This window comes from Billgrantia endophytica (assembly GCF_002879615.1).
GTDB lineage: Bacteria > Pseudomonadota > Gammaproteobacteria > Pseudomonadales > Halomonadaceae > Halomonas > Halomonas endophytica.
In genome coordinates this window covers 119,604-136,016 of record NZ_PNRF01000015.1, presented here as the reverse complement: position 1 = coordinate 136,016, position 16,413 = coordinate 119,604, and the positions used below count along the sequence as shown (strand labels likewise).

Genomic DNA, 16,413 nt, shown 5'->3' with positions numbered 1-16,413 from the left:
GTTACGCGTCAGGGTCAGGTCGACGCCGTGAAGGCTGCTCTCGGTGTCATATTCCAGCGCGGCGTCGAGGAAGGCGAAGGTGGAACTCACGTCATCGAACTCGCCGTCCAGCCCACCCTCGGCGCTGAGGATGCGATAGGTGCTCTCGGGATCGTAGTCACCCGATTCGCCGATATGCGCCACCGAGCCGTCGAGATAAGCGGTGCCGGTGACATGGATATGATCGCTGTCGCTGCCAGTAGGATCGACTTCCACCTCGTAGCTGGAGCCAGCGTCGAAGGTCAGATCGCCGTCGACGGTCAGTTCGCCGATGGAGTTGCCGGGGGCGATGGTGGCATCGTTGGCCAGGGTGGTGGCACCCACTGTGCCATCGCCCTGCAGCCGGCCGTCGTTGCCCACGGCCAGCGAGCCACCGAAGGTGTCATTGACGGTAAGGGTGGTGCCGTCGACCGCGGTCGTCCCGGTATAGCCGTGGCTGTCGCCAGTCAGTTCGACGCTGCCGCCGCCGCTGAAGCGCAGCTCGCCGTCACCGCTGATGGTGCCGGCGTAATGGCCGTCGTTCGCCTGATCGAAGGTGAACGAAGCGTCCTTGTCGATTTCCAGGTCGCCGCCAAAACGGTCGCTGGCCGAGACCAACCCGCCGGCCTCAACGGTCCAGTCCAGCGTGCTGGTGCCGGCCAGCGTCAGCGTGCCGTCACCTTGCTTGATCATGCCGCCGGCGTCGCCGTCGAAACCGACGATATCGCCGGTGAAGGTATCGTCGCCGCCCTGGTCGAAGACCACCGTGCCGGCATTGGCGATATCGCCGGAGATCGCCTCGACGTTGCCGCGCAATGTGCCGGCCTCGACGACGGTGTTGCCGTAATCGTTGGTGCCGGTGAGTTCGAGGGTGCCATGGCCAGCCAGGCGTAGATCGCCGCTGCCGGCGATCTCCCCCGACAGCCCGAGGGTGGTGTCGTCGGCGACGTCGAAGCGCCCGTTGCCGCTGAGTGCCACATCGCGGGTACTATCGAAACTGTCGGTGGTGGCCAGGGTACCACCGGCGAAAGTCAGGTCACCGTCCTCATGGCCGAGGTTGGCGTCGGATGACACCGACAGCACGCCATCCCGGATCTCGGTGCCACCGGTGTAGGTATTGTCGCCTTCGAGCACCAGGGTACCGAGATCGGAGGTGATCAGAGCCGAATCGCCGGTCAGTTCCGAGGCGATGGTCGCGGTCATGCCGGCACCGTCCCCGGTGCCGTCGCCGACGCGAATGATGCTTTCGCCACCGGCCCCCTCGAGTGCGATGGCATCCCCTTCGATGCGGTAGCCGTCGGTGGCGAACTGCATGCCGGTGGCGGAGATCGCGCCGGCCTCGTCATCGACGCTCACCGTGCCGGCCTCGGCCTGGAACACGGCGAAGGTCGGGTTAGGCTGGTAGGGACCGTTCAGCTCGCCGTCGGCATCGGTCCAGTTGCGCCCGTCGGCGCGCCAGACGCCCGAGCCGCCATCGATTGCGTCATTATCGTGCAGATCGGTATTGCCGCCATCCCAGAAACCGAGTTCCATACCAACCGTCGACACGAGATTGACCTGATTGGCAGTGGCCGTCTGTAGGGACAGTTCGTTCGCATTCACGCCTGCCGGTGTCGATCCGATGGCCAGTCCGTTATCGTCCAGCGCATCTTGATAGTCGAAGAGGCGGTAGACACCCACCCCGAAGCCGCCCTGGTCGGCAACGTTGAGCGTGCCGTCGAGCACCAGATCGCCGCCGACATCGAACAAGGCATCCGACGGCGCGCCGCCCAGCGCCACATCGACGCGGGAGCCGGCATCGAGTGTCAGGTCACCATCGACCGCCAGAGTCTGGCCCTGGAACCCCGACAGCGTGCCGTCCGCAACGACCAGATCACCCGCGATCGTGCCAGTGCCGGAGACCATACCGTCACCATCGGCCTCGACATCGCCAGCAAAGGTACCGTCCACCTGCAAGCGCCCACCCGCGACCTCGGCCGAGCCGCCCAGTGTGTCCGCGACGATCAGGGTGCCGCCGTTCACCGTCGTCTCGCCGCTAAAGTTCGTACTATTGCCGCTGAGTATGGTGGTGCCGGCATAGTGGCCGATGACGTGGCTACTATCACTATCACTATCGCTGACCAGATCCGCCTCGAAACGGTAGTCGTCGGCGGTATGATTGAAGACGAGGCGGCCATCGCCATCGCCGAAGCGGACCGTATCCGTCTCCAGCACCCCCGGTGCGGTGGCGTCTTCGCCGGCGGCCGCGCCGATGGTCGCCGTACCACTGGAGTCATGAAACGCGCCAATGGCGGTGTGGGTGCTGGTGACGCGCCCCCCGTCGGCGATGGTCAATTCGCCGCTGCCACCTTGACCGACAAAGAAACCGGAGCCTTCGTTGATCCATTCCGAGTTCTCGCCGGTCACGGTCACCGTGCCAGAGCCGATGGTGGCCTCGTCGTTCGTGACGCTGCCACCGTCGGCAATGCGTAGCTCCCCGCCGTCGACGATGACATCGCCGCCGAGCTCGGTCTCGCCCATCAGCGTCAGAGTGCCGCCACCCTGATGAATCAGGCTACCGCCACCCGAGATATCGCCGGCATACTCGGTAACGTCGCCCTGGTCGACGATGAGGTTGGCCGAGCCCAGAATTACCTCCCCCCCATCGCCGGACAGCGATGACATCGTCAGGTCGTAGCTATTGAGGTCGAGAGTGCCACCGTCAATGGTGTAGTCCGTGGCGTTGGCGAAAGCGCTGGCGTCACCGGCACGCAGGGTGCCGCCCGAGATGATGGTGTCACCGGTAAAGCCCTCGTTGTCGCCGCTGAGCGTGGTGGAACCGGCCCGATGGTCGATCGCGTGGCTACCATCACCCCCGCTGACCAGATCGGCCTCGAACCCGTAGTCGTCGGCGTTATGGTTGAAGACGAGGCGACCGGTGCCATTGCCTAAATAGACCGTATCCGTCTCCAGCATCCCCGGCGCGGTGGCATCTTCGCCGGCGACCGCGCCGATATTCAGGGTGCCGGTGGAATCGCCCTGATGGCCGACATAGAGTTGCCTCGAATTGGCCCATGACGAGTCCGCGCCAGTCACCGTCACCGAGCCGGTACTGCCTGACCTGTAGCCGATATAGCCGACGACGCTGCTGACCGTGCCGCCGTCTTCGATGGTCAGTTCGCCATCGCTCTCAAGGCCGACATAGAGCTGGTCCGTATTGGTCCACAACGAGTCGTCCCCCGACACCGTCACCGCGCTGGTAGTGTTGTGGCCGATATAGCCGTAGATGTTGGTAACCGTGCCGCCGTCTTCTATGGTCAGTTCGGCATAGTCCCCATCATGGCCCACAACGAGGTTGAACGAATTGTCCCATGACGAGCCCGCGCCCGACACCGTCACCACGCCGGAGCCAATATAGCCGTCGGTGCTGGTAACCGTGCCGCCGTCTTCGATGGTCAGGCTGCCATAGCCGTCATTACCGACAATGAGGTCACCATCAATATTCCAGTTTGGCGATGTGGCGCCCCCCGGCGACACATTGCCTTCCACCACCACCGCTTGCGCCATTACCGCCTGCGGACCGCCAATGGCGGCCAGAACCAGCGCCGAGGCTCCGGCCAGGACGCAGGCGGCGCGGGCCGGGCCTCGATCGCCCTTGCCACGCGCACGGGCGGTTTCAGCCACAGCCTGCCAGGCGCCCAGCGCCCGGTTGAAGAGGGTGCGGTAGGTGCGATTCATGGTGTTCCCCTGCGTTCTGGAAACACTGAACATGTTCAGCACTTCCTTTTATCGTCGATTATTCAGGCGCTACGTCATCCGTCGCAGGGCCGAGAAGGCGGTCGTGTGCCCTTGTAGTATCAAGCCAGTGGTACCAAGGCATGAGAGGGGTCACAAGCGACGGTGGGAAAATCGGGACGCACAGGCAAAAAAGCGCCGAAAAAAAGGACGCAGAGGCAAAAGGGCCGAGTGAGTGAGCGGACGATCAGGCGTTTCGCAGTTGACGAATCCAGGCAGCAAGCTCGGTGGTATTAGGCGCGGAGGAGGGTGGGGTAACGCCAGCGGTGACACGGGCGCGCTGCCTGACATCATGGGGTGTGAGCTGATAGTGGGCGTGGAAGCAGCGCGAGAAGTGCGACTGGCTGCGAAAGCCGTAGTCCGCCGCCAGTTCGCCGATGCTGCGATGTTCACCGGGGTCTTCCAGGCAGGCGCGTATGCGCGCCAGGCGCTGGCTCTGAATGTAGTGCATGACACCGCCGTCGTGTTCGAACAGGCGGTAGAGCCGGGTGCGGGAGATGGCGGCAGCCCGACATAGCATATCCGGCGTCAGTTGGGGCGAACTGAGCCGCCGTTCGATGAAGCGTTCGATACGTTGACGCTGCAGCGCCTGGAGCGGCGCCGCCACCCGCGCCCGGGCTTCGGCGTCGGCCGCGCAACAGACCAGGATCATGTCACGCGTGATGGTGGTGATGCTGTCGGCATCGTCATAGGGCAGGGTGGGCAGACGGTTCAACAGTGCCTGGAGGTAATCGGCGAAAAAGGCGCCGCGCTCCGGCCCCAGTACCAGGCCGTGGGCACCGTCGAGAAACGCCGGCCGATCGGCGAACAGGTCACGTGGCAATAGTACGTTCAGGTTGAGGATGTCGGTGTCGCTGGTCTCGGTGGCCAGGGGGCGCCCCAGGTCGATGAGCGAGACGTGGGCCGCGCCCGCCCGGGCATCGATATCGCCCAGGCGCCCCTGGAAGCCGCCGCGACGATGCACCTGCACCAGTAGATGGTCGACGCGCTGGTTGGGGCGGGCGTGACGAAAGCGCTGGGCGGCGGTCTGCGCGCGGCCCACCATCATGTTGCCCAGGTGGTAGGCCTCGACGCGGGAGAGGAAGTCCGACAGCGATGCCGGTGTGACACCACGTTGCGGTTCGACGTCGAATACCGGGGCGATGTTCTCGCGCCAGGCGTCGAAGCGATCGCTCGCCTCGACGCAGCGGTTATCGAAGACACTGTAAGGTACCCGTATCGACATCGTGCGTTTTCCCCGCGCGTTTTTCGTTGTTGTCCTTTTACCGCGCCGGGCGGTTTTTCAGCTTACCCCAGCCACTCGCCTGGCATTGCGGAAAGTCTCGGCCAGTCGCCACCCTTCCATTCGGTGGGACGTCAGGAGTTGGTCACCGCACGTGTCACGCGCTCGGAGTGCGGCATCATGACGGTGACACGCTCATTCGGGGTGGTCAAGCCGCTAGCGATGGCCTTCCTCCGCCCGGTTCGGTGCCACGCCTCCGCGCTGCGACTGGCGTCGCAGGCGCCCCGGCGGAGGCCGCTGCCGTGGCGATGATGCCGTGATAACTGACCCAAAAGCTGATCAAGGTATGCCCGAAACAGACCAAGTCATGCCCTATGAAACGAAAAAAGCACCCGTAGGTGCTTGATTCGCTTTCGGAATTGGTGGAGGCGGCGGGGATCGAACCCGCGTCCGCCGGCACTCGCTCTTCGGCTCTACATGCTTAGGTCCGTTATTTGATTTAACGCAGCTGGCTCCAACGGGCAGGATCCAGCAACGCGATTCCTCAAGGTTTTAGCGATTGACGTGAGGACACCGTCGACCGCGATCCCATCATTCTTGGCTCATATCCCGTCCGCGATGAATGGGCACATCGCTTCGGGGCCGGGCAAGAAGCTAACAGCTATTAAGCTGCCAGCGCGCCCTGAGCGTAGTTGTCGTCGTTTGCGACTATTTAGTCGTGATGTTGGATTTACGAGATACATCACGCTCTCGGCATGCACCTAGGAGGTTGTCACCAGCGTCGAAGCCATGTCGCCCCCTTAACGGGCCCATCATATCAGCATGGGCAACACTATGACATAGGCTGGCGGGGTTGGTTCCCGTATTCCTCGGTGGCTGCGAATCCCCGGGGCCGGCCATGTCGCCTTCTGTGACCCTTCACGCCTTGGCGTGTTCCCTCATGATGCGACCCTTCTGACGATTCCAGTCGCGGTCCTTCTCGGTGGCCCGCTTGTCGTGGAGCTTCTTGCCGGTGACCAGGGCCAGCTCGCACTTCACCCTGTTGCCCTTCCAGTAGAGCTTCAGCGGCACGCAGGTGTGCCCCTTGTCCTGGGTCACCGAGAAGATCTTGACGATCTCCTTGTGGTGCAGCAGGAGCTTGCGGGTACGGGTCGGGTCGGCGATCTCATGGGTGCTGGCGGTGTTGAGCGGCATGAAATAGCTGCCCAGCAGCCAGGCCTCGCCATCCTTGATCAGGATGTAGGTATCGGTGAGCTGGGCCTTGCCGGCGCGCAGGCTCTTCACTTCCCAGCCGGCCAGCACCAGGCCGGCCTCGAAGGTCTCGTTGATGTGGTACTCGAAACGAGCCTTCTTGTTCTGGGCGATGATGTTGCTGCCGGGACCCTTGCCCTTGCCTTTCTTGTTGGCCATGGAACCTCGTGTCATGTTCTGCCTGTGGCGACCTCCCTTCGACATGGGAAGAAGCGTGATACCATTCAAGGCGTGAAATAACCGCTCATGATACGCCTTGGACACTGTGAAGTCAGCGGAGAGCTCAATGCCAACGGTCAATCGGTCCGCCCTGGTGCGGCATACCCCCAGGGACATGTTCGAACTGGTCAATGACTTCGAGCGCTATCCGGAATTCCTGCCGGGATGCCGTCGTACACGGCTGCTCGAGCGCGACGACTCGCATCTGATCGGCGAAATGACCCTGGGTCGGGCGGGCATCGAGCAGAGCTTCACCACCCGTAACGACCTCATCGAGCCCGAGCGCATCGAGATGTCGCTGGTCAGCGGTCCCTTCAAGCGCCTGCGCGGGCGCTGGCTGTTCCTGCCCATGGGTGAGGATGCCTGCAAGGTCTGCCTGGAGCTGGAGTTCGAATTCGCCAACCGCCTGCTGGGCATGGCCTTTGGCAAGCTGTTCCAGCAGGTGGCCGGTCAACTGGTCGACTCCTTTACCCGGCGTGCCGACGAAATCTATGGCCGCTAGCCAGATATCCATCACCGTCGAGGTGGCCTTTGCGCTTCCCGAGAGGCAGCACATCGTGACGCTGCGGGTGGCGGATGGCACGACGGTGCGCCAGGCGGTGGAGCAGGCCGATCTGGCCGCCCTCTTTCCTGACGTGCCCGCCGGGACATTCGAGCTGGCCGATCTTGGCATTTTCGGCAGGGTGGTTCGCGATCCCGACTCTCAACCGCTGCGCGAAGGCGACCGGGTCGAGGTCTACCGGTCATTGCGGATCGACCCCAAGGCCGCACGTGCGCAGCGTGCCGCCCAAGGCAGAGGTCGAACCGACAAACCGTGAGGCCCCGCCAACTGGCCCGGGCGTTCAGGGATGGCAGCGGTTGGTGATGCCGGCCTAGTAGCCCAGTGGTTGGTCACCGGCGGCCGGTTCGCCACCACCTGTTGCCGGCACGCCGCCCTGGGGCATGGTGGTGCCGCCGCCGGGTGCCGTCTCCGGAACCGCTTCCGGCTGAGTGGCGGGGAGCTCTTCCATCGGGGTCGCCTCTTCGCTGGCCGGACCCATGCCCTCCTCGGGACGCAGTTGGATATCCTCGGACATGTCGCCGCGCTGCTCGATGTCGGTCAACTGGCCATTGGCGAAGGTCAGGGACACGCGGCGCTGTTGGACACCGCCATAGGCTTCGTCGAGACGGAAGATGTAGTCCCACTGGTTGGCGTCGAAGGGGGCTTCCAGCAGCGGGCGGCCCATCACGTTTATGACCTGCTCGCGGCTCATGCCGGGCTGGAGCTGTTCGACCATGCCTTCGGTAATGTAATTGCCTTGGGGCAGGTCGCGCTTGTAGACGCAGCCGCTGGCCAGTGTCAGGGCGAGAGTAAGGGTGGCGATTTTGATCAGCTTTTGCATTTGGGTCGGTTCTTCACTATCGTGGATTCGGTCGATCATACCCGACCCTACCTGATACTGCGAAGAGCAACCATGGCCGACCAGAACCATGAACTGCGCAAGGCGGGCCTCAAGGTCACCTTGCCCCGCGTGAAGATCCTGCAGATTCTCGAGAATGCTACGGGCCAGCACCACCTGAGCGCCGAGGATGTCTACAAGACGCTACTGGATGCCGGAGAGGACGTTGGCCTGGCCACCGTCTATCGCGTGCTGACCCAGTTCGAATCGGCTGGCCTGGTGATTCGCCACAATTTCGACGGTGGCCACGCCGTCTTCGAGATTTCCCAGGAAGAGCACCACGATCACATGGTGTGCCTGGACAGCGGCGAGATCATCGAATTCTTCGATGAGACCATCGAGCGTCGTCAGCGCGAAATCGCTGAGGAGCATGGCTTCGAGCTCGTCGATCATGCCCTGGTGCTCTATGTGCGCCCCCAAGGCTCCAGGACGACTCGCCAGGACGGCACGCAGCAGAAGAAATAGGCCGACAGATCGTGGGACAGCAGCCCGCTCACTCCAGTGCGGAGCTGCTGTCGTGCGTTCCGTTTGTGTCAGTGGCGTGCGTGCTGCTGGCTGGCATGGAGCATTTCCCGGGCATGGGCGAGGGTGCGGTCGGAGAGGCTCACGCCTCCCAGCATTCGTGCCAGCTCGCTGACCCGCCCGGCCTCGTCGAGCAGGGCCATGCGGGTCAGGGTGGTGTTGCGCTTGGCCTGCTTCTCGATATGCAGGTGGTGGTGAGCCTGGGCCGCCACCTGGGGCAGGTGGGTCACGGTCATGATCTGTCCATTCTCGCCCAGGCGGCGCAGCAACTGGCCGACGATCTCGGCGGTGGCACCGGAAATGCCGACGTCCACCTCATCGAATATCAGACTGGGGATGGTGGAGTGACGTGCCGCCACGACCTGTATGGCCAGGCTGATGCGCGAGAGCTCGCCGCCGGAGGCGACCTTGGCGAGGGGCCTCGGTGGCTGGCCCGGGTTGGCGCTGATCAGGAAGCGTACGCTCTCCATGCCGTCCGCCTGGGGGGTGTCGCGGCCCTCCACCTCGATCTCGAAGCGCGCCTTGCCCATGGCCAGGAAGGCCAGCTGTTCCTGCACCGCCTTGCCAAACCGGCCAGCGGCTTGACGCCGTGCTTCGCTCACGCTGCGCGCCTGGTTGCGCCAGGCATCGCGCAGCGATTCGACCTCGTTGCGCAGGGTATCCAGGTCCTGGCCACCCCCTTCGAGGCCCTCCAGCTCGGCTTGAAGCTGCCGATGCAGCGCGGGCAGTTCTTCCGGCATGACGTGATGCTTGCGGGCGATGCGGTGCACTTCCCCCAGGCGCGCCTCGACCCAGGCCAGTTGCTCCGGGTCCAGCTCGGTGGTGTCGACGAAGCGGTGCAGCTCCCGCGCCGCCTCCTCGATCTGGATGCGGGCGTCGCCCAGCATGGCCAATGCCTCGGCCAGGCTTCCCTGGGAGTGGCCTGGCAACACGGCAAGGCGGCTGGTGGCCTGGTGCAGAAGTGTCAGCGCGCCGCCTTCGTCATTGTCGCAGCATTCGGCGGCGAACTGGGCTTCCCGCAGCGTCTCCTCGGCATGGGCCAGCCGCTCCTGTTCGCGTTCCAGGCTTGCCAGCTCGTCGTCGGCCAGCGCCAGGGTGTCCAGTTCCTCGACCTGATAGCGTAATAGCTGGCGCCGGGCCTGTATCTCGTCGCCGCTCTCGGCCAACTGCTTGAGCCGGCGGTGGGTGGCCTGCCAGCGACGAAAGGTTTCGGCCAGCTCGGATACCGCCCCACGCTGGCCGGCGAAGTCGTCGAGCAGGCGCAGGTGGGTCTCCTCGCGCAGCAAGGCCTGATGGGCGTGCTGGCCGTGGATTTCCACCAGGTGTTCGCCCAGGGCCTTGAGGTCGGCGATGGTCGCCGGCTGGCCATTGATCCATGCCTTGGAGCGGCCGGCGGCAGTCACCACTCGGCGCAGCAGGCAGTCGTCGGCGGGGAGGTCGCGCTCCTCCAGCCAGGCGTGGGCGGCGGGCAGTTTGGAAATGTCGAAGCGTGCGCTGAGGTCGGCGCGCTCGCAGCCGTGGCGTACGCTGCCGGCATCGGCGCGTTCACCCAGGCACAGCCCCAGGGCGCCGAGCAGGATCGACTTCCCGGCACCGGTTTCGCCGGTGATGGCGGTCATGCCGTCGGCAAGCTCCAGGTCCAGGCGTTCCACGATGGCGAAGTCACGAATGGCAAGCTGAGTCAGCATCTTTCCTCCCGGCGCCTTTCCTCTCGACGGCTCGTCTCGATAGCAGGCCTGAGCGATAGGCTGGATATCCATACATGTTGTTTGGGTTTTTATACAGTAGACCAGGGCCTCTCTCAATGCACGCGTCAATTCCTTGGGAGATTTCTCTTGAGATTATGGCCGTGGCCCCCATATAGGCGGCAGATTGCGATGCTATCGCCAACCCGGATAATGTTCGGCCCGCAGGGCCGATTCACCGTTTCAGGAGATGCTCATGGCTAAAGAACCCCAGACCCCGCTGGACGACGAACTGGCCAGGCGCGAGGCAGAGGCCGAGCCGCAGCCCATGGAAGGCGAACTGGAGGATGTCGCCATCGAGGCTGCCGATGAAGCCGAAGAGCGTGCCGTTCAGATCGAAGAGGGCGACAACCCCGAGGCCGAGCTGCTGGCGGCTCAGGTCGAGGAACTCGAGCAGAGCCTGGCCGAGGCCAAGGATCAGGTGCTGCGCGCCGCCGCCGAGGCACAGAACGTGCGTCGGCGCGCCGAACAGGAAGCCGAGAAGGCGCGCAAGTTCGCCCTGGAGCGCTTCGTCAAGGAGCTTCTGCCGGTGGTCGACAGCCTGGAGAAAGCCCTGGAGGCCATGGGCGAAGATGCCAGCGAGGCCCATCGGGAGGGGGTCGCCATGACCCTGAAGATGCAGCACGACGTGCTGGGCAAGTTCGGTGTCGAGGCGATCGACCCGCAAGGCGAGCCATTCGATCCGCAGTATCACGAGGCGATGGCCATGGTGCCCAATCCCGAGCTCGAGCCCAATAGCGTGATGGACGTGATGCAGAAGGGCTACCAGCTCAATGGACGCCTGGTGCGTCCGGCCATGGTGGTCGTCAGCCAGGTCGCCGGCTGAGGTCGGTTCTCCGGAGAAGGCGAGGGAGGGCTTGAAAAATCACGCCCCGCCCCCCAGATAGACGACAACCCCGCGGCAAGCGCCGCAGAGACGAATTCAAGGCAACGACTTTTTCGAGGATTTCCTATGGGACGCATCATCGGTATTGACCTGGGGACCACCAACTCCTGTGTGGCCGTGCTAGACGGCGACAGTGCCAAGGTGATCGAGAACGCCGAAGGCACTCGCACCACGCCCTCCATCATCGCCTACACCGATGATGGCGAGACGCTGGTGGGGCAGTCGGCCAAGCGGCAGGCGGTCACCAACCCCGAGAACACCCTGTACGCCATCAAGCGCCTGATCGGCCGTCGCTTCAAGGACGATGTCGTTCAGAAGGACATCAAGATGGTGCCCTACAAGATCACCGAGGCCGACAATGGCGACGCCTGGGTGGAAGTGAAGGGCAAGAAGCTGGCGCCGCCTCAGGTCAGCGCCGAAGTGCTGAAGAAGATGAAGAAGACCGCCGAGGACTACCTGGGCGAGGAAGTCACCGAGGCGGTCATCACCGTGCCGGCCTACTTCAACGACAGCCAGCGTCAGGCCACCAAGGATGCCGGCCGCATCGCCGGCCTCGAGGTCAAGCGCATCATCAACGAGCCCACCGCGGCGGCGCTGGCCTATGGCATGGACAAGTCGCGCGGCGACAAGACCATCGCGGTCTACGACCTGGGCGGCGGCACCTTCGACATCTCCATCATCGAAGTGGCCGACGTCGACGGCGAGACCCAGTTCGAGGTGCTGGCCACCAACGGCGACACTTTCCTGGGTGGCGAAGACTTCGACATGCACCTGATCAACTACCTGGTCAGCCAGTTCAAGTCCGACAGCGGTATCGACCTGTCCGGCGACAACCTGGCCATGCAGCGCCTGAAGGAAGCCGCCGAGAAGGCCAAGATCGAACTGTCCAGCGCCCAGCAGACCGACGTCAACCTGCCGTACATCACCGCCGACAACACCGGCCCCAAGCACCTCAACGTCAAGGTGACCCGGGCCAAGCTGGAGTCGCTGGTGGAGGACCTGGTGGCCCGCTCGCTGGGGCCGTGCAAGACCGCCCTGGCCGACGCCGGCCTGTCCGCTTCCGAGATCGACGACGTGATCCTGGTCGGTGGCCAGACCCGCATGCCCATGGTGCAGAAGAAGGTCGCCGACTTCTTCGGCAAGGAAGCGCGCAAGGACGTCAACCCGGACGAGGCCGTGGCCGTGGGGGCCGCCATCCAGGGCGGCGTGCTGGGCGGTGACGTCAAGGACGTCCTGCTGCTCGACGTCACCCCGTTGACGCTGGGTATCGAGACTCTGGGCGGTGTGATGACCCCGCTGATCGAGAAGAACACCACCATCCCGACCAAGAAGACCCAGACCTTCTCGACCGCGGATGACAACCAGACGGCCGTGACCATTCACGTGCTGCAGGGTGAGCGCAAGCAGGCGGGCGGCAACAAGTCGCTGGGCCGCTTCGACCTGGCCGACATTCCGCCGGCACCGCGTGGCGTGCCGCAGGTCGAGGTCGCCTTCGACCTGGATGCCAACGGTATCCTCAATGTGTCCGCCAAGGACAAGGCGACCGGCAAGGAGCAGTCCATCGTCATCAAGGCCTCCAGCGGCCTCTCCGATGACGAAATCGAGCAGATGGTCCGCGACGCCGAGGCCCATGCCGACGAGGACAAGAAGTTCGAGGAGCTGGTGGCTCTGCGCAACCAGGCCGATGGTATGATTCACGCCTCGCGCAAGACCCTGGAAGAAGCGGGCGACAAGGCCGGCGGCGACGAGAAGCAGGCCATCGAGACCGCCATCAGCGACCTGGAAGAGGCGCTGAAGGGCGACGACAAGGAGGCTATCCAGTCCAGGCTGGATGCGCTGACCGAAGCCTCCGGCAATCTCGCCCAGAAGATGTACGCCGAGCAGGCCGAGGCCGCTCAGCAGGGCGGTGCGGAGGCTGGCGGCGAAAGCGGTGGCAAGCCGGACGAGGACGTGGTCGACGCTGAGTACGAAGAAGTCAACGACGACCAGAAGAAGCAGTAATCGCCAAGGCTATGCCACGGACGACGGCAGCGCGGGGGGATGACTCCCGCGTTGCCGTTTCCGCGGATCAGGCGTTGGTTGCCTAGACCAGGAGGCGCATGGACCCATGTCCAAACGCGATTATTACGAAGTGCTCGGCGTCGAGCGCGGGGCCGATCAGAAAGACATCAAGAAGGCCTACCGACGCCTGGCCCAGAAATACCATCCGGACCGTAATCCGGATGATGACAAGTCTGCCGAGCAGTTTCGCGAGATCTCCGAGGCCTACGAGGTCCTGAGTGACAGCGAGAAACGTGCCGCCTACGATCAGTTCGGCCATGCCGGTGTCGACGGCCAGGCCGGTGGCTTCGGTGGCGGCGGCTTCGGTGGCGCGGGAGCCGGTGGCTTCAGCGACATCTTCGGTGATGTGTTCGGCGACATCTTCGGCGGTGGCGGCGGTCGGCGCAGTCCGCATGCACCGCAGCGCGGCAGCGACCTGCGTTATAATCTGGAACTCGACCTGGAGAGTGCCGTCGCCGGTACCACCGTGGACATTCGCGTGCCCCGGCACATCGAGTGCGACCGCTGCGACGGCCACGGTGCCGAGCCGGGCTCCAGCAAGGAGACCTGCCCGACCTGCGGCGGTCATGGCCAGGTGCGCATGCAGCAGGGCTTCTTCGCCGTGCAGCAGACCTGCCCCACCTGTCACGGCAGCGGCGTGCACATCAAGGTGCCGTGCCACAAGTGCAACGGCGAAGGTCGCGTGCGCGAGACGCGTACGTTGTCGGTAAAGATCCCGGCTGGAGTGGATACCGGGGATCGCATTCGTCTCAACGGCGAAGGGGAGTCCGGTGTCAACGGTGGCCCGCCCGGCGACCTCTACGTCCAGGTGGCGATCAAGGCGCACCACATCTTCCAGCGCGACGGCAAGCACCTGCACTGCGAGGTGCCGATCAACTTCATCGATGCCGCGCTGGGCGGCGAGCTGGAAGTGCCGACGCTGAACGGCCGGGTCAAGCTCAAGATCCCCGCCGAGACCCAGACCGGCAAGCTGTTCCGCCTGCGCGGCAAGGGCGTCAAGCCGGTGCGTGGCGGCCCCCCGGGCGACCTGCTGTGCAAGGTGGTGGTCGAGACCCCGGTCAATCTCAACGACGAGCAGAAGGATCTGCTGCGTCAGCTCCAAGAGAGCCTGGACGGCAGCAACAGCCACAGCCACTCGCCCAGGAAGACCGGTTTCTTCGACGGCGTGAAGAAGTTCTTCGAGGACATGAAGCCGTAGGCGGTTTCTCCCCTTGAGCGCGACGACAGGGCCCCGGCATCACCATCGGATGCGGGGCCTTCTTGCTTCACCCCTCTGCCGTCGATACGTCGAGAATGGCAGAATAGGGGCCATTTACCTACGCGGCATGGGGAGCCCTTCATGATGGCGACGCTTCAGCGGCGGGGAGCTCGGTCCCGCGGATTCCGGTGCTTTCGTGGCCATGCCGGCGGCGAGTCGCGACCCGGGGGCGGCGCATGACCGCCGACCTGGCGATCGTGCTGGCGCTGCTGAGCGCGGCGGTGCTGATGTTCTCCTTCAACCGCCCACGCATGGATGTGGTGGCGCTGATCATGATGGTGGCATTGCCGTTGACCGGGGTGATCGGCGTGGAGGAGGCGCTGGCCGGTTTTTCGGACCCGAACATCGTGCTGATCGCGGCGCTGTTCGTGATCGGAGAGGGGCTGGTGCGCACCGGCATCGCGCAGCGCCTCGGCGACTGGCTCGTCAACCGTGCCGGACGCAGCGAGGCGCGGCTGGTCGTGCTATTGATGGTCATCGTCACCGGTGTCGGTTCGTTCATGAGCTCCACCGGTGTCGTCGCAATCTTCATCCCCATCGTGCTGCGCATCGCGCGCAACGCCGGTGCCGCTCCCGGCCGTCTGATGATGTCGCTCAGCGTCGCCGCCTTGATCAGCGGCATGATGACCCTGGTCGCGACCCCGCCGAACCTGATCGTGCATGGCGAGCTCATCCGCCACGGTTTCGACGGCTTTCATTTCTTCAGCTTCGCGCCGTTCGGCATTCCGATGCTGGTGCTGGCGATCGGCTATATGCTGGTGGCGCGACGTTGGCTGGGCGGCCCGGAGGAGAGCCCGTTGGCGCCTGGTACGCGCCCGCGTCTGGTGGAATGGGCCGAGGAGTATGAGCTTGTCGAGCGTGAACACCGCTTGCGTGTCATGAGGCACTCGCCGTTGATCGGCCGGCCGCTGGAGGCGCTCGACCTGCGCAGCGCCTCGGGGGTGAACGTCATCGCGATCGAACGTGGCGGCTACTTCTCTCGGCGGCTGATCCGGCCGCTGGCCGGGACCGAGCTGCAGGCGGGCGATGTGCTGTTCCTCGACCTGTTCGCCGGAACCGTCGACGTCGATGAGCTCTGCCGCCGTTTCGCGCTGGAGCGTCTGCCGCTGCTGGGTGCCTATTTCTCCGACCTTGCGCAGGAGATCGGCATGGTCGAAGTGATGATTCCCGACACCTCCCGGCTGATTGGCAGCTCGATCGTCGAGTCGCACTTCCGCTCGAAGTACGATCTGAACGTGGTCGGCCTGAAGCGCGGTCGCAAGGCGCATACCGGCCGCCTCATGGACGAGCGCCTGCAGCTCGGGGACACGCTGCTGGTGGCCGGCCCATGGCGTGCGATCCGCCGACTGCAACCGGACAAGCAGGACATGGTCGTCCTGAACCTGCCGGTGGAGTTCGACGATGTGGTGCCGGCGGCCTCGCGTGCCCCTTATGCACTGCTGGCCCTGGGGCTGGTCGTGGTGCTGATGGTCACCGGCGTGGTGCCGAACGTCCAGGCCGCGTTGATCGGCTGCCTGCTGATGGGGTGGTTCGGCTGCATCGGCATGGACTCCTCCTATCGAGCGATCCACTGGCAGAGCCTGGTGCTGATCGTCGGCATGCTGCCATTCTCGCTGGCACTGCAGCAGACCGGCGGCATCGACCTGGCGGCCCACCTGCTGCTCGGCATGGTCGGCGACGCCAGTCCGCGCATGGTGCTCGCCAGCATCTTTGTGGTCACCGCGGTGTTCGGGCTGTTCATCTCCAACACGGCGACCGCGGTGCTGATGGCCCCCGTGGCGCTGGCCATCGCCGAGGAACTCCAGGCCTCGCCGTATCCGTTCGCGATGACGGTGGCGCTGGCCGCTTCCGCCGCCTTCATGACTCCGGTCTCGTCGCCGGTGAACACGCTGGTGCTGGGGCCGGGCAACTACACTTTCTTTGATTTCGTGCGTGTCGGCGTGCCGTTCACCCTGGTGGCGCTGCTCACCAGCGTCGTGCTGGTACCCTGGCTGTTGCCACCGTGAAAGCGGCGGTGC

General features: G+C 64.5%; 12 protein-coding genes and 1 other RNA gene. 7 read left to right on the top strand and 6 right to left on the bottom strand.

Annotation, left to right across the window (positions count from 1 at the left end):
• From C1H69_RS08530 to smpB, 4 genes are all read right to left on the bottom strand, one after another.
• On the bottom strand, window positions 1-3,735 hold a 3,735-nt coding region (locus C1H69_RS08530), incomplete at its 3' end, for an autotransporter outer membrane beta-barrel domain-containing protein (protein WP_165789443.1).
• A 244-nt stretch (window positions 3,736-3,979) separates the two neighbouring features.
• The gene (locus C1H69_RS08525; protein WP_102652973.1) at window positions 3,980-5,017 is read right to left on the bottom strand and encodes a helix-turn-helix domain-containing protein; all 1,038 of its coding nucleotides are present in this window, start codon (window positions 5,015-5,017) and stop codon (window positions 3,980-3,982) included.
• Between the two features lie 417 nt (window positions 5,018-5,434).
• Window positions 5,435-5,814: a transfer-messenger RNA gene (ssrA, locus tag C1H69_RS08520) on the bottom strand.
• 118 nt (window positions 5,815-5,932) lie between these two features.
• Window positions 5,933-6,424, bottom strand: coding sequence for an SsrA-binding protein SmpB (gene smpB / locus C1H69_RS08515; protein WP_102652972.1), 492 nt, complete (start codon window positions 6,422-6,424; stop codon window positions 5,933-5,935).
• 127 nt (window positions 6,425-6,551) lie between these two features.
• Between smpB and C1H69_RS08510 the strand changes: the two genes are divergently transcribed.
• Both C1H69_RS08510 and C1H69_RS08505 read left to right on the top strand, forming a co-directional pair.
• Window positions 6,552-6,986, top strand: coding sequence for a type II toxin-antitoxin system RatA family toxin (locus C1H69_RS08510; RefSeq protein ID WP_102652971.1), 435 nt, complete (start codon window positions 6,552-6,554; stop codon window positions 6,984-6,986).
• On the top strand, window positions 6,976-7,302 hold the full coding sequence (locus tag C1H69_RS08505; RefSeq protein ID WP_102652970.1) for an RnfH family protein: 327 nt from the start codon (window positions 6,976-6,978) through the stop codon (window positions 7,300-7,302). Before C1H69_RS08510 ends, C1H69_RS08505 begins: the two co-directional genes overlap by 11 nt.
• A gap of 54 nt (window positions 7,303-7,356) precedes the next feature.
• On the opposite strand, the gene C1H69_RS08500 is transcribed toward C1H69_RS08505, so the two are convergent.
• On the bottom strand, window positions 7,357-7,866 hold the full coding sequence (locus tag C1H69_RS08500; protein WP_102652986.1) for an outer membrane protein assembly factor BamE: 510 nt from the start codon (window positions 7,864-7,866) through the stop codon (window positions 7,357-7,359).
• Window positions 7,867-7,938: 72 nt separating this feature from the next.
• Here C1H69_RS08500 and fur point away from each other — a divergent pair, with 72 nt between their 5' ends.
• Window positions 7,939-8,388, top strand: coding sequence for a ferric iron uptake transcriptional regulator (gene fur, locus C1H69_RS08495; RefSeq protein WP_102652969.1), 450 nt, complete (start codon window positions 7,939-7,941; stop codon window positions 8,386-8,388).
• Window positions 8,389-8,456: 68 nt separating this feature from the next.
• Here fur and recN read toward each other — a convergent pair whose 3' ends face one another.
• Entirely contained in the window at window positions 8,457-10,133 is a 1,677-nt protein-coding gene (recN, locus tag C1H69_RS08490) for a DNA repair protein RecN (protein ID WP_102652968.1), read from the bottom strand.
• A 253-nt stretch (window positions 10,134-10,386) separates the two neighbouring features.
• Between recN and grpE the strand changes: the two genes are divergently transcribed.
• The 4 genes from grpE to C1H69_RS08470 all read left to right on the top strand — a co-directional run bounded on the left by grpE (window position 10,387) and on the right by C1H69_RS08470 (window position 16,401).
• A complete protein-coding gene (grpE, locus tag C1H69_RS08485; RefSeq protein ID WP_102652967.1) occupies window positions 10,387-11,016 on the top strand; it encodes a nucleotide exchange factor GrpE in 630 nt (209 codons plus the stop codon).
• Window positions 11,017-11,142: 126 nt separating this feature from the next.
• Window positions 11,143-13,077: a molecular chaperone DnaK gene (gene dnaK, locus C1H69_RS08480; RefSeq protein WP_102652966.1), complete on the top strand. Its 1,935-nt coding sequence runs from the start codon at window positions 11,143-11,145 to the stop codon at window positions 13,075-13,077.
• 106 nt (window positions 13,078-13,183) lie between these two features.
• A complete protein-coding gene (gene dnaJ, locus C1H69_RS08475; RefSeq protein WP_102652965.1) occupies window positions 13,184-14,335 on the top strand; it encodes a molecular chaperone DnaJ in 1,152 nt (383 codons plus the stop codon).
• Window positions 14,336-14,571: 236 nt separating this feature from the next.
• The gene (locus tag C1H69_RS08470; protein WP_102652964.1) at window positions 14,572-16,401 is read left to right on the top strand and encodes an SLC13 family permease; all 1,830 of its coding nucleotides are present in this window, start codon (window positions 14,572-14,574) and stop codon (window positions 16,399-16,401) included.
• Window positions 16,402-16,413: the final 12 nt, after the last annotated feature.